This window comes from Candidatus Neomarinimicrobiota bacterium (assembly GCA_022573815.1).
Taxonomy (GTDB): domain Bacteria; phylum Fidelibacterota; class SORT01; order SORT01; family SORT01; genus JACZTG01.
Genome location: JACZTG010000021.1, coordinates 1 through 23503, shown reverse-complemented (window position 1 = coordinate 23503; position 23503 = coordinate 1). Strand labels below are relative to the sequence as shown.

Sequence of the window (23503 nt, the reverse complement as noted above, 5' to 3'; positions counted from 1 at the left end):
AAATAAACAATCTTCATTTTATCCAATTACTAATACTAAGGAGATATAATGAAGGCATATTTTATTTTGGCGGTAGCTGTTTTAGCGTTTGCGTCATGTAGCGAACAAAAATCAGAAGCTCCCTCGGATGAGGCAAGCAAAGTTCAATTCGCGTCCCTTTCCTTTGATTTGCAGCATTCGAGTTTACTTAAAGACCTTGAAGCTGCAAAAGCCGGCTTAGCAGCTAAAGGCGAGTATCGCTGCTGCGTAATACCAAGTTGTAATTGGTGCCTGATAAATGATAAGCATTGCACTTGCGCGGCGCATCTTGAAGAAGGCGAGGCGGTCTGCGGGTCATGCGGTCAATCTTGGGCAATGGGAAGAGGCGTATTACCCGGCGTGGAACCCCGTGACGTCAAATGGGGTCCCGGCGATGTTCATACACATTAGCTCATAGTTTTATTTCAGTAGGAGCATTTTCTTCGTTTGAACAAAATCGCCTGCTGAAAACTTATAGATATATAATCCTGAAGAGAGCGGGTTGCCTCTTTGGTTTTTACCGTTCCAGACAACTTCATACTCTCCGATTTTCTGACCCGCAATCTCAAACCGGAACACCTCCTGACCCAGCAGATTATATATCAGGAGTTTCACATCGCTTTGTACCGGCAATGAATACCGTATAGTAGTCTCCGGATTGAACGGATTGGGATAGTTCTGAGAAAGCAAGAACGTTTCCGCTATTCCCAGCACTTCTAATTCAGTAGGCACTTGAAAATGATATACATCTATTCCGGCTTGAATCGGATTAACATATCTTAAAGTAAACTCGTCGCCTGTTGACCAGACCGATGCGCCGGCCTGCTGAAAAAAGAGTAACCAGGTAGTGTTTTGATTTACTATAGATCGAAGTTTATTTGGGTCATCTGCGTAATCTTCGTTGATGACTATAATATAGTCTCTACCGCTCATACGCCAGCGTGCTGTCGATGCTGTCCCTACATCATTTCCGTAGGGAGAGGCAACGTCTGCGTTTCTGTTTATCACGGCTACCTCTATCTGTCTTCCGGCGCCGTCATTGCCTTCAAGGTCCCACAATTCAAATGGAATTCGCAGCTGCACATTGGCTTCCGTTCCGTCTCCGCCAAATGCTGCCCGTTCCCATTGAGTGGAGAACGATCCGCCTGAAGTCACGGGACTGTCATTATCCGGAGCTACACCGGTAAATCTGAATTGCAGGTCAACCTGAGTGGCATCTATTGTAGGTACTGGAACAGGCGAACCAAAATCGAACCATAAATCTGTTATAGCAAATCCCAATAAAGCAGTCCATATTCTTAGATCGCCGTCTGTACTGTCCGCATCAAACGTAAACTCCGCACTGTAATATGATATTGGGACTGCGAATGTTATATCCTCAATTGATACTTTGAATCCCTCCGTGATCGGGACAGTGCTGCCGAAAATGTCGTCAGGAATTGGCTCCGAAGTAAGCAAGAATGCGGAAGTTGTGAGATTCTGTAAATTAAAAGAGAAAACTGACTCCACTTTATTAAATGTCACTTCGTAGGTTTCGCTTGTTAGCGCGGAAGGATCCGCTATCCGATAGCCTATTGGTTCCGGTTGCTGTCCCCACTGCATGTTCAGCAGATCTGATCTCTGTGCTAAAAGATATTTCACTGACACGTACTTCTAACTCCGATACCCATACATTGTGGTTTTTATCAACTATTGAAAACCTCAATTTAAGCAGATGCCCATCAGGTGTGTCATCAGCCAGCACGAAATATCTGCTGAACGTATCTCCTAATTGAGTAATTCCTGATTGGATAGATTCTACTTCAGTTTTTTGGGGAGCATTTTGCGCAATCACATACTCATCGAACAGAAATGTTCCTATGGTGACATCTCCAAGAATGCTGAGAAAACTTCCATTGTTGATGGATGGGTTGAAGACAACTTTTTCACCTGAGTTGATTATACCGTCCTCATTGATATTATCGCTCACAATAATAAGCTCATCCCACTCAACAGGTCCTAACGTGGTTATATTATCAAGAATATGTTCCCAACGCGTTGTATCTGTCCCAGATACGATCAGAGCATTTGCGTACATACCGAATACTCTCTGGTCTGTGAGCCATTCGACCCCCCAAATACTGTCGTTGGCAACGCCCTCGCCACTGTTCCCATCGTCTAATAAAGTCAACGTCTCTTGCAGGACATTGTCATAATTGTATATTTCGACTATCACTTCGGTGGCTGTGCCATGCGCGTCAACTGTCAATTTCAACATCGCTTCGGAATCTGAAGGATGATTTATATTCAGATTCGCTTCCGGGATTTCGCTGAACATGTTTTGTCCTAACGAAATGGCTAACCGCGCAGCTTTCTTCATTTCCACTATACTTTCAAATCGACCTCCGCCTATTCCACCAACTAAGGCAATGATAACTTCCTGAGTGTCACCGATAGCCATACTGAACGGGCCCGTACTCATTATCATCCTCGTAACGCTGTTAGAGTATGGTTGGCCGCCGATCCAACCTGTGCCTGTGATTGGATCGCCAGTGAGATGAAAAAGTGTTGGTTGATTCGTGAGCGGATTCAGATAATCGCCGCCTGTATCAGGTCGCAGGCCTTGCATCCAATCATAAAATTGAAGAGTTGCGCTGTAATTTCCAAAGGCTGAGGGGTCGGAGATAGATGTTCCAATCATTTTGACTACAAACGAAGATAAATGCAGGTTTTTGAAGTTCGAACGAACACTAAATCCCTTAATAGCTTCTTCCCCCAAAGATGGGACAATAGGTCCTTGGACCAGAGTGTACCCTACAGATGGCGGAGCGAGTCCAAATTCAATGAATTTATTATCTATATCGCTGTTATTATAAAAATACGCCGTATTGGTCAGGCTGTCATAACCTGCCCAATCGTCTCCACTATCGCCTAATTCTACATCACACCACTGAGATATGAACATACTGTCGATTGTGGCATTTTCAGGAGTGAGCTCGTTACCTTTGTAGATCAACCGATTCCGACGGAATATTATATCTCCAAGCGTTCCATCCCTATCGTAAGCCCAAATGGTAACCTGATTTTCCAATCCGATAGGCGGAGACCCCACGAATCCCCGAACGATAGATGTATCAAGATCGTTCGTTACAAACCAAATAACCTGATCAGCAGCTGCTAATCCCGGTCTGTCTATAGAAGGATCATACAATCCATCATTGTTATTATCATAAAAAGGGGCGCCTTTTGCCGCCGGCCATTCATCCCAATCTGTTCCGTACTGTGCCCTTACCTCGGCTATTTGAGCATCGCTGACCGAAGAAGCGTCTAAATTGAAAAATTCAGCAGCATCCTGCAATAAGTCAGCTGTGACCCAATCTTTCCTTACTCGCCATATTCTGACATCTGACGCGGCAGGATCTTCTGCGATTCCTGTCTGTTCACCAAGAATAGCTCCCTCAACCATACCTGAGCGATATGTACTCCCTCCGACCCTCAATCTCGGCAGCTGACCGTCATTTACCATTCCACCCCAGAGAATAGCGTCGGCGAAGATAACTCCCGCTGTTCCTCTTGGGAAAACCCCTCCTGATCTATTATCATTAAAAGAACTACTTTGATAATTGGATTCCTCGCAGATACACCATCGGCTTGTATCCACATTGACATATTATTAACGTTTGACAGTGTAGCCTTCGGTTCTCCGGCTATTTTACTTAAAACAAATTTTCTCTTATTAGGCGGTTCTTTGGCAAATAATGAAATAAGTCCCCAAAAGCCAACCATTGTTAATAAAATAGCTAAATATGAATATCGTTTAATCATTTATAAATAGAATCAGTCAAGTATTATAATTATTATTATCTTACGCTATAAATCTACTTTTTGTTCCTACAAATATACGACACTTGCAATCCGGTCTCCCCCCTTATTACAGCTATCCCGTTCAATTTACATTTTGTTTCGGTTTAAGCCGTAATACCGTAGTGATTATTTTAGTAATAGCATCTTCCGGATTTCAGTTTGCTCGCCGGAGGTCAGGATAGAGAAGTAGACACCGGAAGCTGAGCCTGCGGCATTCCAGGTAACGGAGTGAATACCTTTATTAATATACCCCTGAATTAGAGTCGCAACTTTTTGACCTTGGATATTATAAACAGCTAAATTCGTAAAACCACTTTGTTGTAATTCAAATTCCATCGTAGTGAATGGATTAAACGGGTTCGGATAATTCTGATTTAATATGAAACTCCCGGGTCTATTCAGTGGAGAATCTATAACTTCTGTTACACTTGCAAGTTCAAGACTGAAGTCAGCCACTACAGGCAGATGGTCGGACGCAAAACGAGTGTCATCCAACATTAGTCCATATAAACTGAGGGTATCAGATTTCATCTCTTCCGTCCGGAGAACAAAGGTTTTTTCCATCTTGAGGACACTATCAGTGTAGATAATATAATCCAATCTACCGGGGCTGAACGGGCTATTTTCATTTTGCCAGGTAAAAGTATGAGTAAGATTCGTATGGACAGGAATAGCGTCTGCGAGCGCGCTGTTGTCCCAATCAGGATTAAAATCTGTTCCCCAAGTAGAGTTGTCTAATATATTTCCCGTCAGCAGCGTTTCAAGTTGCCTCTTATCCCCTACTAAATTTAGATCTCCCGCTAATATTACCGGAGTGTTTTCTTCTAATTGAACCTCTCCATTCCGCAGCCGAGCGTCCCTTAGAAACGCCATGATTCCGTCCATTTCATTTTGCCTTTCCGCATCATTCGCGCAGCAAGGAGGGTGAGCTCCGATAATAAGAATGTCTTTCACATACGTTGGAGACAAATTTACAAGGAACGCTCTGTTGCCACTGTTAGGCAACCAGCTACCGGTGATTTCGTACCTGCTCGCCAACGCGATATCATTTTGGTCAATTTGTGTAAACCAACTTTCTCCCGCATTGGAGGGCAAAATGGTTTCCATCAGATCATGTATTTCATCAGAATTATGATCGTATATCTCCTGAAATGAGATTATATCCGGTTTTATTGCGTTCAGGACACGATTATATTCACCGTACAAATCAGGATTAAACAGATCATCCCTCCTTACATTCCATGTGAGAAACCTAAGATGAGTTGAATCCGTTTTTTGTATCCCTAAAGGAGCTGTCATTTCATCAATAACCTGCTCCATCTGATAACCGATACCCCCTTCAAAATCCGGAGCAACATCTCCGCTATCAATATCCGCAAGAATAAATCGTATTTGCGATGTTGGAAAAAGTTCATTCACATTATCCGGTTTAACATCCAAACCAAATGCAATTTCGAAAGTATCAGAGCTCACCGTCGGAAACGTAAATAGGTCAACATTCGATTGAGTTACAGAAACACTATCGCTATCGGTATAAAACATCCCGGTCTTCGCTGCGAAATTCCATTTCAACTCTGCGCCGATACCGCCAATACTCAAGCCGGTTGATTCGTCAAAGTCAGTGTCTATATATAGATCGGTATTTAGAGATGATTGTAAGTTTACGTCCTGATTAAGTTCAATATAGAGATATATATATTTCAAATCATTGGTTATCTTTATTCCGCCAAAATCAATACTTCCTTCTGCGACATCGCCTACAACATCATTATGCACAAAGGCGATTCCCTCCCAATCTGAAAATTTGCCATCCATCAAAATTAAACCCGGATTGACTCCAGAGAGGAGATGGTATCAGTAAAACCAGCGCAGTAATATTTAGGATAATAAAATTCATAAGGAATTTGATTGTAAAATAATTTACAGCTCTTCTAAATCATTGATATTTATATATATATCTTTTAACATATACGGCTGTTGATTTCAATGCAATTGGAAACTGTTATTTATTTCCTATGGAAATGCACCGTATATCAAAAGGGAACAAAATGTTAAAAGATATATTTTTCACAATTCTTTTTATGAGTGTATTAATACCTTCAATTTTATCTGGTCAATCCGAAGACTCACTCCAAACCGAGGCAGTTTCAATTAGCATTTCGGACAATAAAGTATCAGCAATGCTTGATTCTCTCAGGAACGAATTGACCTCTATATATGTCCAACGTGAAGATTCTCTTAATGTTTCCAATAAAATGAAATTGGATTCCTTGCAAAAATCTTTAACAGATCAGTTTAAAATATCGCAGGACTCTCTCCGGGCAGCAGTCAGCGCTGAACTGACAACAGAATTTGAAAAAAAGAGTGAAGAATTGAAATCCTCCTATATTGCTGAAGCAGCTTCATCCCGAACGAGTGATAATCCTACAGCTGATAACTACTATACTTTTTTAACATCGTTTGCGAAAATGAAAGATAAGGAATTATTTGATGATATCATTTACGAGCTGAATAACTTCACAAAATTATACTGGTCAGGACGACATACGGAAGATATCCAATTATTGCTTGCCAATCTATACCAGGGTAAGAAGATGCAGTACGAGAGCATTGCATCATATATAAAATTTATTTACCTCTATCCCTCTTCCGCTAAAGGTGATAACGCCAGATCGAGTCTTGTATCTTTAATTTCCGGTAAAGTCAATAAGAAGATCAAGCAAAAGCGAGATCAATTAACCAGGATTGCCGCGCTCCCGTTGCAGGAAAAATCATATCAGGCAAAATACTTTGATTATATTCAGGTGTTATACAACCTTGAACTTTCTAAATTGGACTTATGGACACTGAATGAAGTAAGATATTTTAACAGTATTTTACCGCATGACGAAAGACAAGCTCAAGTTGCCCTCTGGGCGGCAAATCTTCATGTCCGATTAAATAACAAAAAAGAATCTGCCACTATGGCTTTAAAAGTAGCCATTAGCTATCCTAACAGTCCATTAGTCCCTGACGCGCTTTATCTTCAAGCTACTATTCAGACCGAGAAGCTTGGAAAACATCATAAAGCGGTAACAAATTTTCTAGCTGTGGTGGACAAATATCCGACCCATTCTATAGCCCCGATGTCTCTTTTTAGCGCAGCGAAAACACAATCAGAAAAAAACAAAAGGCATTCGGAATCTGTTAGGACAATCCAACGTTTTATTGATGAATATCCGGATGATGAAAATGTAGTTGAAGTTATCTTTTATGCCGCTAAAATATTAAGAGATAAAATTAAGGATCCGAGTAAAGCCCGAACCTATTACCACCTTGTAGTCAATAAGTATCCCACTAATCCAAGAGGCGCCGAAGCATTGGAAGCGGCCGGAAATGTAGCGGAAAAAAAGTTGAAAGACATAAGTTCGGCTATAAGAGATTATTTGGCTGTAAGTGAGAAATACCCTCGCGATGACAGAGCAATTAAATTATTATTAAAAGCCGCTGAATTGCAGCAGAAAAAACAGAAGAATCTTTCAGCAGCGGTTATTACGCTTCAGAAGATAGTTAAGAATTATCCTTCCTACAAAGACGTTAAAAAGGTTAATAAAAAGATATCGAAACTCAAAGAAAAAATTAGCAAGGGTTGATCATATGTTAGTAAGAACAGATTATTTGAACTTCGAGGCCGACTGAGCAGTGTCAGCCAGATAGAAAATTGAGCTGGTTTAACCCGGTTTTTGCAACTTTAGATTAAATCGCCCTTCTTGCTTAGCAGATTTCCGCAACTGCAGCTAATGTAATCATCATTCATCAACCAAGGATAATCATCAGCCTCGGGACTCCAGTAAGTCCCGCAAACGTCGCAGATAAGATACTCTAAGACCTCTGCTTCAGTCTCATGCAGCTGTCTCGCAAGTTCCCAATTCTCATCTCTATGTCTTAGTGCTGTTACCATTTGTATATTCCTTCTACTTTATTTAACGCACTTGAAAAGGAAAAGTTTAATATTTTCTTTCCATTTCCTGCATTAGCGTTATAATGTAAAGAGCAAATTATGTGCCATAAATACCAATGAACCGAAGAATTTGTCTGTATCTGCTGTAATAATAATCTCTTACGCTATTAACACCCAAGCAGTGTCATTTTTTATATTATTATATTATCGGTAGCTTGTTGCCACATTGAGACAACGATTTGTTGATTTTATTTAGAATTCTGAATGCAGGAATATTTAAAACACCCTTTGCACTTGACAAATTATCGGTAAAGGTTTATAATTACACCAATATTTATGCTATTATTACTAATTGTCACAGTTTACGCTTTAAATATCCCTACATATTTTCCTGCGTTTTCTGACTGCATATTAACTATTAATACGGAGAATTGAATGTCCTCACACACTGATTCAAACAGCGTTAAGATTATTCCTTACATTTCAGCAGGTACGAATCTCCCCGAAATAACCGTAAGAGCTGTTATTCTCGGAATTCTTCTTGCTGTAATCTTATCCGGAGCAAATGCTTATCTGGGTTTGTTTGCCGGGCTTACAGTTTCAGCTTCTATACCTGCTGCGGTAATATCAATGGCTGTTCTTCGATTCTTTAAAAATTCAAACATTCTTGAAAACAATATTGTGCAAACTGCCGCTTCGTCAGGCGAATCTGTGGCAGCCGGAGTAATATTTACAATACCGGCTCTGGTAATGCTGAATTATTGGACAGAATTTAATTATTGGCAGACGACTCTGATTGCAGGACTCGGAGGTATGATTGGCGTGCTATTCACTATTCCGCTTCGCCGGGCACTGATAGTAGAAGCTAAATTACTTTACCCTGAAGGTATCGCCACCGCTGAAATATTAAAAACGGGTGATAGAGGCGGTTCCAGAATCAAGTATTTAGTTTGGTCAAGTCTTGCCGGTGCGGCAATAAAATTTTCCGAAACAGGGCTTCACCTTTGGAGCGCTACCTGGGAGTCCGCTCGATATGTTATGGGTACCATAGCTTACTTCGGTGTAAATCTTTCACCGGCATTAATTTCTGTAGGTTACATCATTGGTCTCAACATCGCTACTCTGGTATTTGCCGGGGGTGTTATGTCATGGTTAATCGCTATCCCGATATACGTTTGGGTTAACGGTATTCCGGTTGGCGAGGCTGTTGACGCGGCAGGGACAATATGGAGTACTAAAATTCGTTTTCTCGGAGTCGGCTCAATGGTTGTGGGCGGACTTTGGGCATTGATCAACCTGAGAAAACCATTATCTCAGGGCATTCGCAGTGGAATGCAAGCCTTTCACGGTGACAAAAATGGAACTGATTCTGCTATTTCCCGCCTTGAGAGGGATATACCGATGAAATGGGTTATGATCGCTATTTTGGTTTCCGTAGTACCTCTATTTATACTTTACTTCGTATTGGTAGGAAATCTATTTATATCAGGAATTATGGCTGTACTTATGATAATCGCAGGTTTTCTCTTCTCGGCTGTTGCGGCATATATGGCAGGACTTGTCGGTAGTTCGAATAACCCGATTTCAGGGGTTACCATCGCCACGATTCTAACAAGCGCCGCACTGTTAGCTGTTCTTATGGGTACTGACAGCGCAGTCGGTCCCGCGGCCGCAATCTTAATCGGTTCTGTAGTAGCCTGCGCAGCGGCAATCGGTGGTGATGTGCTTCAGGATTTGAAAGCAGGTCAGCTGTTGGGAGCGACGCCGTGGAAACAGCAGGTGATGGAAGGAGTCGGAGTAATTGCAGCAGCATTTGTTATGGCTCCCGTTCTTAATCTGTTGCTTGATGCGTATGGTATTGGTATTGCCACTGCGGCTCACCCCAACCCTCTTATCGCGCCTCAGTCAACTTTAATGGCGAGCGTGGCAAAAGGTGTATTTCAAGGCGGCTTGCCGATGAATCTTATTTATATCGGCGGAGTAATTGCAGTCGGGATAATTATATTGGATAAATACTTAGAGAAAAAAGGTTCCGAATTCAGAACTCCTGTTCTTGCTGTCGCTGTAGGCATATACCTTCCTCTTGAACTTTCTTCAGCAATTTTCATTGGTGGATTGGTAGCTTATGCCGCGGCAAAGCATCTCAATAAAAAGATTGAAACTGCCCCGGAAAGCGAACGTGAAAAGATCGAAGAGAAGAAAGAAGATAATCTGGGTAACGGCATTCTTTTTGCCTCCGGACTTATAACCGGAGAAGCGCTTGTAGGAATTCTTATGGCAATTCCGATTGTTGTGTATCAAGACGGCGATGTTTTCTCCTTAATTTCTAACCCGATTGCGTTACCGGGTATTGTTGCCGTTGGACTTGTTGTTTACTTTCTGTACAAAGTATCCCGTGGTAAAGATGAATCGTAATAAAATATTAATATAAACCGTAATCATCGCCCGGGCGCTTAAAAATCGCTGTACCGGGCGTTGCTATATGAATTTAGAGGTATAAATGATCGTTGCGTGCGCAACTGAGAGAAAACCGAAATTGGATGCTTTAAACGAGGCAATGAATATCATTGCCGGCGAATTAGGTGTGGATAGCTGGAGTATGGTTGCAAAAAGTATTGAATCAGGAGTGAGCGAAACTCCAATCTCCGAGGAGGAGATTATAAAAGGAGCAATGAATAGAGTCTACACATTGAAAAATGAGATGGATAATTTGGATGAAAAAGCTGATTATTATATTGGTATGGAGGGTGGATTTCATCAAAATATTATTGAGGGAAGAAAAGTCACTTTTATTCAGGGATGGGCAGTAGTATATAACGGAACAGATTTTCACGTTGGCTCCTCACCAAATCTTAGTGTGCCGGAAAGGCTTGCCAGATCTATTTATGAAAACAAGGAAAGCCTTGGAATTGCAATCGACAGATATTCGAACATCTCCGACGTTAGAAGCAATCAGGGTGTGTTCGGAGTTTTAACAAATGATAATATTACGCGGAAGTTAAGTTTCCAATATGCGTTGATTTCAGCTTTTGCGCCATTTTACAATAAGGATTTATATGAATCGTAGTAACCTGAAAATAACAGAAGATGTTTTAAAAGCGCTGCCTAAAACAGATTTACATTGCCACCTTGACGGCTCTCTCAGGGTAGAAACAGTTTTAGAACTTGCACAAGAGCAGGGAGTGAAGCTTCCGGCGGATAACGTAGATGATTTAACTGATATTTTAAAAGCAGGACGAAGGAAAAATAAAAGTCTCGCTGATTATCTAAAAGTATTCGACCTGACTCTGAGTGTGATGCAAACTGCATCCGCTATAGAAAGAGTAGCATTTGAATTGGCTGAAGATCAATGGAACGACGGCGTAAGACTGTTGGAGGTCCGGTTTTCACCTGTATTGAATATTGAACAGGGACTTACGCTGATAGAAACAATCGAAGCCACCAAAACGGGATTACGTAGAGCAGAATTAAAATATGGAATTATTACAGGTATTATTGTATGTGGTATCAGAAGTATTGGCGGAGACACTTCTCTCATCCTTGCTGAGCTTGCCGTAGCATTTAAAAATAGAGGTGTTGTCGGATTTGATCTCGCCGGACAAGAAGAAAATTATCCTGCAAAAGACCATATGGCTGCATTCTATCTTACTTTGAACAATAACCTGAATCTGACTATTCATGCCGGAGAGGCATACGGCCCTGAGAGTATTCATCAGGCGATTCATTACTGCGGAGCTCACAGAATTGGACATGGAACTCGAACGCGTGAGGATGGAGATCTATTGAACTACATAAACGATCACAGAATTCCTCTTGAAATGTGTATCAGTTCTAATGTCCAGACAGGGAGCGTTTCCAGTTTCGAATCGCATCCTATCAAAACGTATTACGAACTCGGATTGAGAGTCACCATAAACACAGACAATCTCCTGGTTTCAGACACTACTGTATCAAAAGAATTTATGATTGCAAATAAGTACTACGGATTTGATATGGATGATTTTAAAGAGATAATAATTTACGGATTTAAAAGCGCTTTTATTCCCTATAATGAAAAGAAAAAACTTGTTAGAGAAGTTGTTGACGAACTGGCTAAGTTTTAGTTTTTAACGCCTCACAACGGCTATCTTAGCTGTCGCTTTTAATTCTGTATTAGTGAATACAAACGCTAAATATATCCCACTTGCTACTAATCTATTTTCATCATCTCTGCCGTCCCAGAATCCTTGACGTCCCTTTATTTCTCCGGTGCCGGCTGTCAACTCTCTGACTAAATCACCATTAATATCGAGAATTTTTATGCTTGCTCCATCGGCGAGATTATCAATGACCATCTCGTTCGTGGCGGGAATTATAAATGGGCTTGGATAAGTTCTTACATTTGATAGACTTTCTAAGGGATCCGCAAATTGTGTTCTCAATATCGAAATTCCTTTAAGCGTTGCAATAAACACATCGCCATTCGAAGGATCGAATTCAATAGACGTAATATTATCGGAAAGTAAAGGACTGTTATTAGTGGTAAAACCCTCATTTCCGTTCAGCCACGTGTTGTCAGTGAGCAATACTTTCACACCACCTGTCTCGGTGGCGAACCATTTATTATTGCGGCTGTCCACTTCGATTCTTTGAACATTATGGTCAGATACGATAGGGATTATGCCTGAAAGACTCGCTCTCAAGTTTGCTTTCGATAATTCAAAAGGAATGACAAGTCTATGTACACCTCCCACAACGGCTATCCAAACTACATCGTCATTATCAACTGCAATATCGTTTACAACATTGCTCTCAAGACCATCTGATTTAGTAATATTCAGCCAGATGTCATCAGAACGGTCCGCAAGCGTACCTGCATAGTCAAGCACCTGTAATCCTCCTTGAGGTAAAAAGGTCTCCGGATCTGCTTGAAAACCCAGCCAGATAAGTCCTCTGCTGTCAATTGAAATTGCTCGAAGAACACCGTTTAATAATCCTTCATCAGTGCTAAAATAGTGAAGGTTCCTTTCTGGGTCAAAAGCAATTAGATGTCTGTCTGTTTCCGCGAATGCGTTTGCCAACCAGAGATTACCGCCTGCATCTTCAGCGATATCACCCAACACCACAAATCTTGAATCTCCTCCATGACCTTCAGAACCCGCCAATATTCCGTCCGTCGAATCAAAAACAATAAAATCTTCGGGTGACTTCGGATCAAATTCCAGCATTCCTGAACCGCCATATCCTAAATAAACTAATCCATTGCTTGCCGCAAAGGCTATCTCGACAGTAGAAAGAGGGATCAATAATGTATCCGCCAGATATAACTGTCGGTCAACATCACTATAAAAATTCAGATGCGTATTGCCATCACGAGAAGATAAGAAACTTTTCCATCCCCTATCGGAAAGGGAATTGAATCCCTTGTTACTCCCTGTCCAAAGAACTGAATCAATTCCCATGGACATCGATGTTATTGTGTTATTAAATGGTGAGTTTAACGCCTCAGATACGAATCGAGATAAAGTATTATCAAATCTTGCCACTCCTTCATTCAAAAACCCAACCCATAATGTGCCATCAGAACTCTTTGTTAATGCTTTTGTATGTCTTGATTCGTTTGTGAGTCGTCGCCACCCAATGCCGTCTTTCCTTTCAAAAATACCTCGGTTTGAAGCCAGAAAAAATCCGGCAGGAGATTCAAAAAAGGAATTAACAAGTAGTGTATTAGTGGTCAATGAATCTTCTAATACCCAATTATTCCCTTCACGACGATAAACTCCTCTATCAGGCGCGACAGTCAGCACTCCGGCAACCAAACTGACTGCTCGAATGTTTTCTACACTTCCCGTATTAAGCTTCAGCCGTATCCAACTTGCCGGATCCTTCAGGTTGTCACCGCGAAGTGATGCCGAAACTAATCCTCCGTCTGTTCCGACGTAAATCGAATCGTTTATAATTGAGATTGCGGTTATCGCAGAGAAAGATAATCCTGCGGGAAAGTTCTTAAACGAATCCTTAAAGTTATATCTTCCTGATGCATTATCATAGGTCAAGAGCAACATACCGATTTGATCAGCCGCAAAAAATCCTGCGAAAATCGAATCTCCTGATACCGCTAACGAAGTTATCCCGCTTAGATTTTCATTAATTGTATAAGTAAAACCGTCTTCGGGAGAATAAAAATCAAGATTACCAATGGGAGAGTTCATCCCGAGTATAATGGTTCCTCTGCTGTCAACAACCATACTGTTGATATCAAGCGAAGAAAGCCCGTCTAAGATAGTTATTGTCTCAGTTTTCTCCGGCGCATAAATTATAAGCCCGCCGGTGGTTGCCGCATAAACTTTATCACCAAAAGACGCCATATCCTGTACAAGTAATTTACTTGATTCGACACGCCACTCGCCAATTCTAATATTACTTTGAGCTTGAGCTAGATTAATTGTTAAGAAGAATGTGAGGAATAGAATTAGAATATTTTTAGTCAAAGAAGATGTATCAGTTTATCTTTTTGAATAGATTTCGCATCTCTATTGCTGCTAACGCTGCGTCCCAACCTTTGTTCCCCATTTTCGTTCCTGCTCTTTCAAGGGCTTGCTCGACATTATCCGTTGTCAGAACGCCGAAAATTACAGGAATATTTGAATTGTACGCGAGTTCTGATACTCCCCGTGAGACTTCCTGAGCGACATAATCAAAATGAGATGTAGCACCCCTGATAACCGCCCCAAGACATATAATTCCGTCATATGTTCCCTTATCAACTAATTTCTTCGCAACTGCCGGAATTTCACGGCTGCCCGGAACCCAATATACATCCGCTGAATTATCAGCCGCTCCATGCCGATTAAGGCAATCTATAGCGCCTTCGAGAAGCTGTTTGGAAATCATAGAATTGAACCTGCTGACCAATATGGCAAACTTCATTCCCCTCGCTGAAAGGTCTCCTTCAATCAGGTTATACATTTATTTAATCTCCTGTCCTTTTTAATATCAGATGCCCAAGCTTATCTCTTTTCGTCTCAAGATATTTTTTATTATCAGCATGAGGTTCAATTTCGATTGGTACGCGTTCACTGATTTCCAGTCCGTAAGCATCTAAACCCACTACCTTTTTAGGATTATTGGTCATCAGTTTCATTTTTCGTACCCCTAAATCAACAAGAATTTGCGCTCCGATGCCGTAATTTCTAAGGTCCGGCTTTAATCCAAGAACCTCATTTGCTTCAACGGTATCTAAACCGAGATCTTGCTGCTGATAGGCGAGGATTTTATTTTTAAGTCCGATTCCTCTCCCTTCCTGCCGCATATACAGTAAAATTCCCTTACCTTCATCTTCGATCATTTTCATTGCAGCGCTAAGCTGGTCACCGCAGTCGCATCGAAGCGAGCCGAGCGCGTCTCCGGTGAGACATTCCGAATGCACTCTTACAAGCACCGGTTCTTTATCTGAAATTTCACCTTTAACAAGCGCAACGTGAGTTTCCTTGCTTAGGATATTTTCATAGAGGTATAGGATAAAACTTCCGTTTCCCGTAGGCATATTAACTTTCTCAACTAATTCAACGAGTTTTTCGTTTTTCCTCCGATATTCTATAATATCGCGAACAGTGATTAATTTTAAGTTATATCGTTTAGATAATTCAACAAGTCTGGGAAGCTTGGCCATTGTCCCGTCGTCATCCATTATTTCGCATAAAACCCCTGCATGGGATAATCCGGCAAGTTTTGCCATATCTATCGAAGCCTCTGTATGACCGGCTCTTCTTAGTACGCCGCCTTCGGCTCCTAAAATGGGAAATATATGTCCGGGACGCGCCAATTCGTCAGGAGAAGTATCTTTATTTATCAAAGCTTTTATCGTGAGCGCTCTGTCGTGAGTAGATATTCCGGTAGTGGTTCCGGTTATTGCATCTACAGATACCGTAAACCTCGTTTCGTGCAACGCAGTGTTATCCCGTACCATTAAATTTATATTAAGTTTATCTGCTCGTTCTTCAGTCAATGCAACGCATATCAACCCACGGGCCTCTTTAGACATAAAATTTACATCCTCAGAACTGACCTTTTCTGCGGCCATGATAAGATCCCCCTCGTTCTCCCTGTCTTCATCATCCACAACGATTATCATCTCACCGTTTTTATACGCGTCAATGGCCTCACTGATATCATTAAATGTTTCCAACATACTCCCCTATTATTTCCGCAGGATTAATAGCCCCAATCTTTCAGTCCGTCAAAAGTCAGAATGTTATCTTCCGAAGAACTGCTCAACATATTTTTTACATATTTTCCAAGAATATCCACTTCAACATTAAGGACATCTCCTTTTTCTCTATTACCGAGCGTAGTGGTTTCAAGGGTAAGCGGTATAAGAGCAACACTCAGCTGTTCCTTCCGGAGTTCAGCAACGGTTAAACTAATTCCGTCCAATGTTATTGAGCCTTTTTCCACTACAAACTCTCTCAGGTTTTCCGCCAATTCAATTGTGAGAGTTGAACCGTTGGCTCCTTTGATATGCGATCTGATTCGAGCCGTACCGTCAATATGCCCCTGAACAATATGGCCGCCAAGCCGGTCAGTGAGCAATAACGAACGTTCAAGATTTACTTTATCTCCTACCTTTATATCTCCTATGTTTGAACGCTTTAAAGTCTCACTAACTACGTCAACATCAAAATATATATCAGACTTATCTACTACGGTAAGACAAACTCCATTCACAGAAATACTTTCTTTAACGTTAAGGTCATCAAGTACTTTTTCGCAGCTGATTCGAATACGTTTTCCGTCACCCGCATCTTTATTCTCGGTAATAATTCCCATCTCTTCTACCAATCCGGTAAACATAATTACTCCATCACCCGGGGAATTCCCTGTAACATAATATCCTCTCCTAATACCTCAACAGACAGATCTGATAATTTTAATCTTTCTTCAATCGGAAAACCTTCGCTTTGGAATGTCTCAATGCCGCTTCCCATAAAACTCGAATTGATAAATATTATGTATCTGTCAACTTTACCTGAATTTAAAAAGGAAGAGAATATTTTTGATCCTCCCTCAACCAGCAGGGATGATATTCCTTTGGCGCCTAACTCTGACAACAACCATTCAATGTCCAGACCTGCTGATTTATCAAACGTAATAATTTCAATTCCTTTACCGGCGAAGACAGCTGCTTTATCATTATTCTTATCCACGGCGGTGAAAATAATAGTTTTGCCATCTTTATCGTTGTACACATTTGAATCTACATCGCTATCAAGATTTTCATCGATAATGACTTTAACAGGCTGTTTTCCGTTTACATACCTTACGTCCAATCTTGGATTATCTTTAACGATTGTTCCGGCTCCAACCAATACGGCATCGTGACTTGCCCGCAGCCTGTGAACCTCTTTACGAGACGCTTCCGAAGTTATCCACTTAGAGTTACCATTTATGTCTGCGATCCTACCATCTAATGTTTGTGCGGCTTTCAGAGTAACCCACGGTACTCCCTCGGTGATATATTTTATATATCTTTCATTTAACTTCTTCGCCTTACCCTCCATCAATCCAACTCTGATGTCTATCCCCGCCTTGCTTAATATATCAATGCCTGACCCGCTAACTTTAGGATTAGGGTCTTCCATTGCGGCATAGATTTTTTTTATTCCTTTTTCTAAGATTGCTTCGGTACAGGGAGGCGTTTTCCCTTGAATTGAACACGGTTCTAAGGTTACATACATCGCCGCATCTTCCGGCAATTTATCCAGATTTTTAAACGCATTGATTTCAGCGTGAGCTTCCCCATACTTTTCATGGTAGCCTTCAGATATTATTTTACCGTTTGCGACGATTATCGCACCCACCATAGGATTTGGCGAAGTCCATAACAACCCTTTCTCAGCTACTGAAAGAGCATAACTCATCATTTTTTTATCATCATCCAATAAAAAACCTCGATAAAGCTTACCGAGGCGTTCCGAATCGTAACTATTCGGATAATTCGCTTCCTACCATCCGGACTCTGACCGTCGGCTCAAGATTTTCACTTGCTCAGTCCTTCAGACTAATTCCAAAGGAGTCGCGGGCTTTCCTTTTCAGGAATCACCGCCGGTGAGGAATTCCACCTCGCCCCGGAAGCATATCAAAAATAGTCTGAAAACCCAATATTGTCAACCTATAATAGGTTTATTATCGAATATTCAGGAGAAATAAAAATATTAGTATAACAGTTATATCAGGAGAATGGCACAGGAGTAAATGTCAGAATAAATATTCCTAAAGATATATAACCTAATTTTCTATGAAACGGCTTCAATGGAGCAACCTCGTCCACAACAGGCGGATGTTTGAGCTTTATGAAGAAAAATATAAGAGCTGCCCATAAAATCCAATTATACGAATAATATCCAAGTGGTATCAGCGGCACAAACGCCCATTTGGATATTATTTCGGATTTTTTCCCAAAGAGTGAGTATGTAATATGTCCGCCGTCCAATTGACCAATCGGCATTAAGTTTAATGCTGTTACAAATAATCCAATCCATCCCGCAAAGGCAACTGAATTCAGGTATATATCATAACCTTCAGGCACCGCGGGGTGAATTAAGTTGGTCAAGAACATCATAAGCAACGAATCGCCCAAATGAATACCGGTACCCGGAACGGATTCAAGCACCTGGCTTGTCGTTAGTCCGTATATAAGAGCTGGAACTGCAACAATAAAACCCGCTATCGGCCCGGAAGCTCCAATTTCCATCAGACTTTTCTTGTTGACGATGGGCGATTTCATTTTAATGAACGCGCCGAATGTTCCTATTATAAATAGAGGAGGCGCCGGTATGAAATACGGCAGCGTAGCTTTAACGTTGTTTCTTTTTGAAGCAAAGTAATGTCCGAATTCATGAAAAAGCAGGATGGAAAGAAGCGTTGCTGAAAAAGGTACGCCCCTTATAATCTCGTTCAGCGAAGACGGAAACTCTCCACTTTCCATAATAGCGCCCGCCAAAGTAGTTGTTATAACTGTAGCGATAAATAAGAATAAATTTATCAGTGGAATTCCTGCAAACTCAACGCTATGAACTTTTACGCGTATTTCAACATCGTTTCCTCTCGTCGTAATCGATCCTTTTACTCCATGACTTGTCAGCGCTCTCGCCATATCTTCAAGGGTTGTATATTCAAACATGACTCCTTTAATGACGATAGTGTTTGAAGAAGTATCAATATCGTTGATAAGCAGATGCTCTGTAAGCAAATCAGCTATCTGACGACCGTATTCGTTTTTCTCGTTGTCGTTCAATTTAATTCGCTCTTATAAATTCAATGCCTGACTATTCGTTGGAGAGATCAACAGGGTTTTCTAAAACTCCACTTTAGGCACAACTTCCGCTCCTTCAGTGGCCTCAAACGGCGTTGCTGTTTCAAAGCCGAACAGAGACGCGTAAATTCTGTTTGGGAAAGACCTCACCATTGTATTGTAGCTGAAAACAGAGTTGTTATATCTTCTCCGCTCAACCGCTATTCTGTTTTCTGTTCCCGCAAGTTCATCTTGAAGACGTATGAAGCCCTGATCCGCCTTTAAGTTAGGATAATTTTCCACTACCAATAACAGTCGTGAGAGAGCGCCTGATAATCCGTTATTTGATTCGATTAATTCAGATGGAGATCGGGCTCCGCCAACCCTTGCCCTTGCTTCTGTGACAGCAGTTAAGACCTCCTCTTCATGAGCGGCATAGCCCTTAACGGTTGCGATTAAATTCGGTATGAGATCGAATCTTCTTTGAAGAACATTTTCAACCTGCGCCCATGAGTTCGTTATCAGCTCTTCTCCAGCTACTAAGCTGTTAAATGTTCCTTTTATTGACGAATACGTCATTAGTAATACTATTACTACCACCCCAATAATTATCCATTTTTTCATATCTCTCTCCACATAATATAAGTTAATCTATAGTTCATCTACTCTCTTAAAAATAGTCCTGACGGCTTCCATATATTCTTCAGTTAACGAAATCAACTCTGCGGTATTCATTTTACTCACTTCCATTTTAACATCATACAGATCTTTGAATACTCCCTTGCGCAATTTAAAGGTATCTTCAATGAGCTTAAAAACTTTTAGTGAGTCACCCTTATCGGTATCAACATTTTTGATATAAAGCGTACCCCTGAAAATTGCGGTGAACGCCGTCAGAGAGATTGAGATAAGATTTTCTAATCCGTCTCTACTCCCCAAAGTTTCCATATATCCCTGCCTTAAACTCAGCAGTTTCGATTTTAATTCTCGTTCAATCTGTAAACGAAGATGGTCATTATTTATCTCCAATTCCTCGAGAACAGCTTCCCCGTAAATAAGAGAATTCGCTTCCATCATATTTAAGAATTCAAGAGGAAAAGTGTCCAGAGAAGAATCCACGTATGAACGTGTCAAAACCAATGGAGTGGCTATTCCGAGTTTCCGTAATCGTGGCAAATATTCCCAAACTTCCGATAAATTCGTTAAGCCGTCCGATTGGATAATAACCAGAAAGTTTATGTCTGATTTACCTTGAATATATTCATCTCTCGCAGCGCTGCCGTATAGATAAATTGATAAGAGTTCTGCGCCGAAAATAGATTTTATTTGATTTTTAAAATCCTCAAACAGACCCTCAACATTAGAGGTTTTGTTTACCATTTTTTAATACTCCATTAATTTAATAACTGCCGCCTGCTCCACCACCGCCACCCATACCTCCTCCAAATCCTCCGAAACCGCCTCCTCCAAATCCTCCGAAACCGCCGGAACTATATCCCCTGCCACCGCCAAGCATACTTAAAAGAAACAGGGAACCGAGAAGACCGCCTCTCCCGCCTCCTCTTCCACCTTTTCTTCGTTTTCCGAACAAACTGGATAATACAAAAAAGATAATCATAAGTTGAAATATATTTATACCACCGCGTCCACGGTTTTGAGAACGACCTCTCGCTGGACGTGCAGCAATTCCACCGGATAGTTTTACACCCGCATCTTGAGCAATAATAGAAGCCACAGCTGCCAATCCGTTTGCCAATCCTGTATCAAAATCATTCTTGCGAAGATGGGGTATCAAATATCGGTCTCTTATTTCGCCTGCTAATCCATCAGGAATTATCCCTTCAAGTCCATATCCTACTTCAATTCTTATTTTTCTTTCGGTCACGGCATTAAATATCAGTACGCCGTTGTCTTTGCCTTTTTCGCCAATCCCCCACTTTTCGAAAAGCCGCACGGCATAATCCGTATATTCCATATCACCAATGGATTTGATAGTTACAACGACTACCTCGCTCCCGGTCTTTTGTTTTAATTCCTGCGCGAGACTTTCCATAGCTCTTTCGGTTCGGGGAGAAATAACACCGGCAAAATCGTTGATAAAACCCACAGGGTCAGGAAAATTTTGTGGGTATACTAATTCTGTTGTATTAAACAGTGAAAGAAGTAACACCAATATACCATATCTAAATCTTATCATCGTTTTCCTGTAATATCTATTATTACTTTACTAAAATCTTTGTATCGGTCTGTTCAGTCAATATGCCTATGACCGCTGCTTCAGGAGAATCGTCTGATTTAATTTCGTTCAGTAACGCTTCCGCCTTTTCTTCCTCAATAAAAATCATCAATCCGCCAGAAGTTTGAGGATCTACCAGCAACCATTTATCCGCTTCCGATACCGCTGAATCAAATTTCACAGTGGACCTCAGTGAGTGCATATTAGAGTTTGACATTCCCGGTCTAAAGCCTTTTTCCGCAGCTTCGAAAGCCTTTTCAAAATACGGAATACCGGATGAAGTTATTTCGGCGGTCAATTCCAATTTAGACAACATTTCATATAGATGTCCTAAAAGTCCAAAACCAGTGACGTCGGTGCATGCGTTTGCACCGTGTTTAATCATTGCTTCGGAAGCATTTTTGTTTAATACGGAGTTTCTCCTTATTGCAGCATCAAGCCACTGAGAATCAATTGCCTCGTTTTTAACCGCATTAAATAGAGCTCCTGTTCCAATGGGTTTAGTCAGAATAAGCAGATCGCCGATTTTTCCGCCCGAGTTCAGCACGATTTTATCCGGATGAATGGTTCCCGAAACTGACAATCCATATTTCAACTCATTATCTTTGATGGAGTGTCCGCCTGCAATCACCGCGCCTGCTTCTAAAACCTTTTGAGCGCCTCCTTCAAGTATCTCTTTGAATATAGAATTTGGAATACCTTTGTCCGGGAAATTACAAAGATTGAGAGCTGTAATGGGTTTTGCTCCCATTGCATAGATATCGCTCAAAGCATTCGCCGCAGCTAGCTGCCCGAACAGATGTGGATCGTCTGTCATCGGAGTTATATAATCTGCCGTCTGAACCAATGCAATCTCATCTGAAAGACGATATACAGCCGCATCCTCATAGCTCTTAAAACCCACCATAAGATTTTCGTTTGATCCTGTCGGCAGATCAAAAACCAATTCTCGTAAGTCCTCCGGACTTAGCTTACAAGCTCAGCCGCCTGAAGTCGAAAACTTAGTTATCTTTACTCTTTCAACGATTTTTTAGCTCCTAATAAAATAATTTCCAAAATCAATTTAGCTACATTCACTTGAGATGTCAAGATGAAAGGGAATCATAATTGATGACCTTCAAGGTCATCTGATTATCGGTACGAAATGTGATATTTAAAATTTTGTGATGAGCTAATTTGTGAAAATATTATCGATGGTTTTAATTACTTGAGTAATATCGAAAGGCTTGGCGAGAAATCCAGCCGATTTATTAATTACAGCTTCATCAATCTCATCAATAGCATATCCCGACATAAATATAAAAGCAATGCTTTCATGATTTTTTGAAACTGCTTGAAATAAATCTACTCCGCTTATTCCGGGTAATGATATATCGCTTATAACTAATCCGTATCTGTTTTTATTGACCAATTTTAGAGCTTCTTCCCCTGTTAAGGCGCAATCTACCGTATGCCCTGACCGTTCAATAATTTTTGACATAAGTTGTAAAATCGATTCTTCGTCATCTACTATGAGCACTTTATTATCAGCTGTCTTTCTATTCATACCTGATATGTCCAAATCAATAATTTCTCTGCCGGCAGCATAAGCTTTTGTTTCTACAGCTGTGATATTTAATAATTTATTTACCAATGAAGATATTTTAGATACTTCCTCGGGAATGCGACCGCTGTAGCTCTTTGCCGATACTTCTCCTTCTGAAGCTAATGCTGATATAAGTTGAAGTGATTGCAACGGCTGATTAAATTCATGCGCCACTGCCGCTGCAAGCTTTTGAACTGCTTCCAGCTTTTCTTTCTTTAAAAGGTCCTCTCTAAGTTCATTCCGCTCCACAACTAATCCAATCCGATGAGTTATATTGTGACACATCTCCATCTCTTCGTCAAGTATTTTGGTAGAATCAAAATATCCCACTTGCAGAACTCCCCTAATAACTCCGGAGACGATAATATCGCTGCCTGTCACAGATTCTTCGTTTACATTAGACGCGTTAGAAACGTATTCATCTTTATCAAACAGTAATTTCACCCAAGCTTTTTTGGGAAATCGCATTCCGGAGGGAACGATTTTCGATACCTTGCTTAATAACCTACTAAGTGAAGTTTCATTCTCTATTATTTCTCCAACCGCCTGCAAACAAGAAAGTTCTTTTACCCTATAACCGAGATTTCGTGATAGCCGTTCTTTTTCCTT

At 41.0% G+C, this 23503-nt stretch carries 21 protein-coding genes and 1 riboswitch; of the genes, 5 read left to right on the top strand and 16 right to left on the bottom strand.

Translation table 11 applies throughout. From position 1 onward, the window contains the following. The first annotated feature begins 48 nt into the window (after positions 1–48). Complete coding sequence (locus IIB39_08545; protein ID MCH8928748.1) at positions 49–429, top strand: hypothetical protein; 381 nt, start codon at positions 49–51, stop codon at positions 427–429. A gap of 9 nt (positions 430–438) precedes the next feature. On the opposite strand, the gene IIB39_08540 is transcribed toward IIB39_08545, so the two are convergent. From IIB39_08540 to IIB39_08525, 4 genes are all read right to left on the bottom strand, one after another. Further along, positions 439–1542, bottom strand: coding sequence for a T9SS type A sorting domain-containing protein (locus tag IIB39_08540; protein ID MCH8928747.1), 1104 nt, complete (start codon positions 1540–1542; stop codon positions 439–441). Then, on the bottom strand, positions 1532–3523 hold the full coding sequence (locus tag IIB39_08535) for a hypothetical protein (protein ID MCH8928746.1): 1992 nt from the start codon (positions 3521–3523) through the stop codon (positions 1532–1534). Before IIB39_08535 ends, IIB39_08540 begins: the two co-directional genes overlap by 11 nt. Then, a complete protein-coding gene (locus IIB39_08530; GenBank protein MCH8928745.1) occupies positions 3517–3822 on the bottom strand; it encodes a hypothetical protein in 306 nt (101 codons plus the stop codon). The genes IIB39_08535 and IIB39_08530 overlap by 7 nt, the downstream gene beginning before the upstream one ends. Positions 3823–3987: 165 nt before the next feature. Then, positions 3988–5676: an endonuclease/exonuclease/phosphatase family protein gene (locus IIB39_08525; GenBank protein MCH8928744.1), complete on the bottom strand. Its 1689-nt coding sequence runs from the start codon at positions 5674–5676 to the stop codon at positions 3988–3990. 233 nt (positions 5677–5909) lie between these two features. Here IIB39_08525 and IIB39_08520 point away from each other — a divergent pair, with 233 nt between their 5' ends. Next, entirely contained in the window at positions 5910–7493 is a 1584-nt protein-coding gene (locus IIB39_08520) for a tetratricopeptide repeat protein (protein MCH8928743.1), read from the top strand. A 98-nt stretch (positions 7494–7591) separates the two neighbouring features. On the opposite strand, the gene IIB39_08515 is transcribed toward IIB39_08520, so the two are convergent. Further along, positions 7592–7801, bottom strand: a complete 210-nt coding sequence (locus IIB39_08515) for a hypothetical protein (GenBank protein MCH8928742.1) — start codon at positions 7799–7801, stop codon at positions 7592–7594. Positions 7802–8236: 435 nt separating this feature from the next. Here IIB39_08515 and IIB39_08510 point away from each other — a divergent pair, with 435 nt between their 5' ends. The 3 genes from IIB39_08510 (at position 8237) to add (ending at position 11904) form a co-directional block, all read left to right on the top strand. Next, positions 8237–10216 (top strand): oligopeptide transporter, OPT family, encoded by a 1980-nt coding sequence (locus IIB39_08510; GenBank protein ID MCH8928741.1) that lies wholly within the window; start codon positions 8237–8239, stop codon positions 10214–10216. An 85-nt stretch (positions 10217–10301) separates the two neighbouring features. Further along, the gene (locus IIB39_08505) at positions 10302–10868 is read left to right on the top strand and encodes a DUF84 family protein (GenBank protein ID MCH8928740.1); all 567 of its coding nucleotides are present in this window, start codon (positions 10302–10304) and stop codon (positions 10866–10868) included. After that, complete coding sequence (gene add / locus IIB39_08500; protein MCH8928739.1) at positions 10858–11904, top strand: adenosine deaminase; 1047 nt, start codon at positions 10858–10860, stop codon at positions 11902–11904. The genes IIB39_08505 and add overlap by 11 nt, the downstream gene beginning before the upstream one ends. 3 nt (positions 11905–11907) lie before the next feature. On the opposite strand, the gene IIB39_08495 is transcribed toward add, so the two are convergent. The 11 genes from IIB39_08495 to IIB39_08445 all read right to left on the bottom strand — a co-directional run. Then, positions 11908–14271 carry a hypothetical protein gene (locus IIB39_08495; GenBank protein MCH8928738.1) on the bottom strand — a complete coding sequence of 788 codons (2364 nt, stop codon included), beginning with the start codon at positions 14269–14271 and terminating at the stop codon, positions 11908–11910. A 10-nt stretch (positions 14272–14281) separates the two neighbouring features. After that, positions 14282–14749, bottom strand: coding sequence for a 6,7-dimethyl-8-ribityllumazine synthase (locus IIB39_08490; protein ID MCH8928737.1), 468 nt, complete (start codon positions 14747–14749; stop codon positions 14282–14284). Between the two features lie 4 nt (positions 14750–14753). Beyond that, entirely contained in the window at positions 14754–15971 is a 1218-nt protein-coding gene (locus IIB39_08485; protein MCH8928736.1) for a bifunctional 3,4-dihydroxy-2-butanone-4-phosphate synthase/GTP cyclohydrolase II, read from the bottom strand. A 23-nt stretch (positions 15972–15994) separates the two neighbouring features. Further along, positions 15995–16633, bottom strand: coding sequence for a riboflavin synthase (locus tag IIB39_08480; GenBank protein MCH8928735.1), 639 nt, complete (start codon positions 16631–16633; stop codon positions 15995–15997). Between the two features lie 2 nt (positions 16634–16635). After that, complete coding sequence (ribD, locus tag IIB39_08475) at positions 16636–17721, bottom strand: bifunctional diaminohydroxyphosphoribosylaminopyrimidine deaminase/5-amino-6-(5-phosphoribosylamino)uracil reductase RibD (GenBank protein ID MCH8928734.1); 1086 nt, start codon at positions 17719–17721, stop codon at positions 16636–16638. A gap of 54 nt (positions 17722–17775) precedes the next feature. Further along, a riboswitch (FMN riboswitch) is annotated at positions 17776–17919 on the bottom strand. A gap of 92 nt (positions 17920–18011) precedes the next feature. After that, complete coding sequence (locus IIB39_08470) at positions 18012–19076, bottom strand: site-2 protease family protein (GenBank protein MCH8928733.1); 1065 nt, start codon at positions 19074–19076, stop codon at positions 18012–18014. A 60-nt stretch (positions 19077–19136) separates the two neighbouring features. Continuing rightward, a complete protein-coding gene (locus IIB39_08465) occupies positions 19137–19697 on the bottom strand; it encodes a LemA family protein (GenBank protein MCH8928732.1) in 561 nt (186 codons plus the stop codon). Between the two features lie 27 nt (positions 19698–19724). Beyond that, positions 19725–20453 (bottom strand): hypothetical protein, encoded by a 729-nt coding sequence (locus IIB39_08460; protein ID MCH8928731.1) that lies wholly within the window; start codon positions 20451–20453, stop codon positions 19725–19727. Between the two features lie 19 nt (positions 20454–20472). Then, positions 20473–21270, bottom strand: coding sequence for a TPM domain-containing protein (locus tag IIB39_08455; GenBank protein MCH8928730.1), 798 nt, complete (start codon positions 21268–21270; stop codon positions 20473–20475). Positions 21271–21292: 22 nt separating this feature from the next. Further along, on the bottom strand, positions 21293–22255 hold the full coding sequence (selD, locus tag IIB39_08450) for a selenide, water dikinase SelD (GenBank protein MCH8928729.1): 963 nt from the start codon (positions 22253–22255) through the stop codon (positions 21293–21295). Positions 22256–22480: 225 nt separating this feature from the next. Further along, positions 22481–23503 (bottom strand): response regulator (locus IIB39_08445; protein MCH8928728.1); only part of this gene is annotated, 1023 nt, incomplete at its 5' end.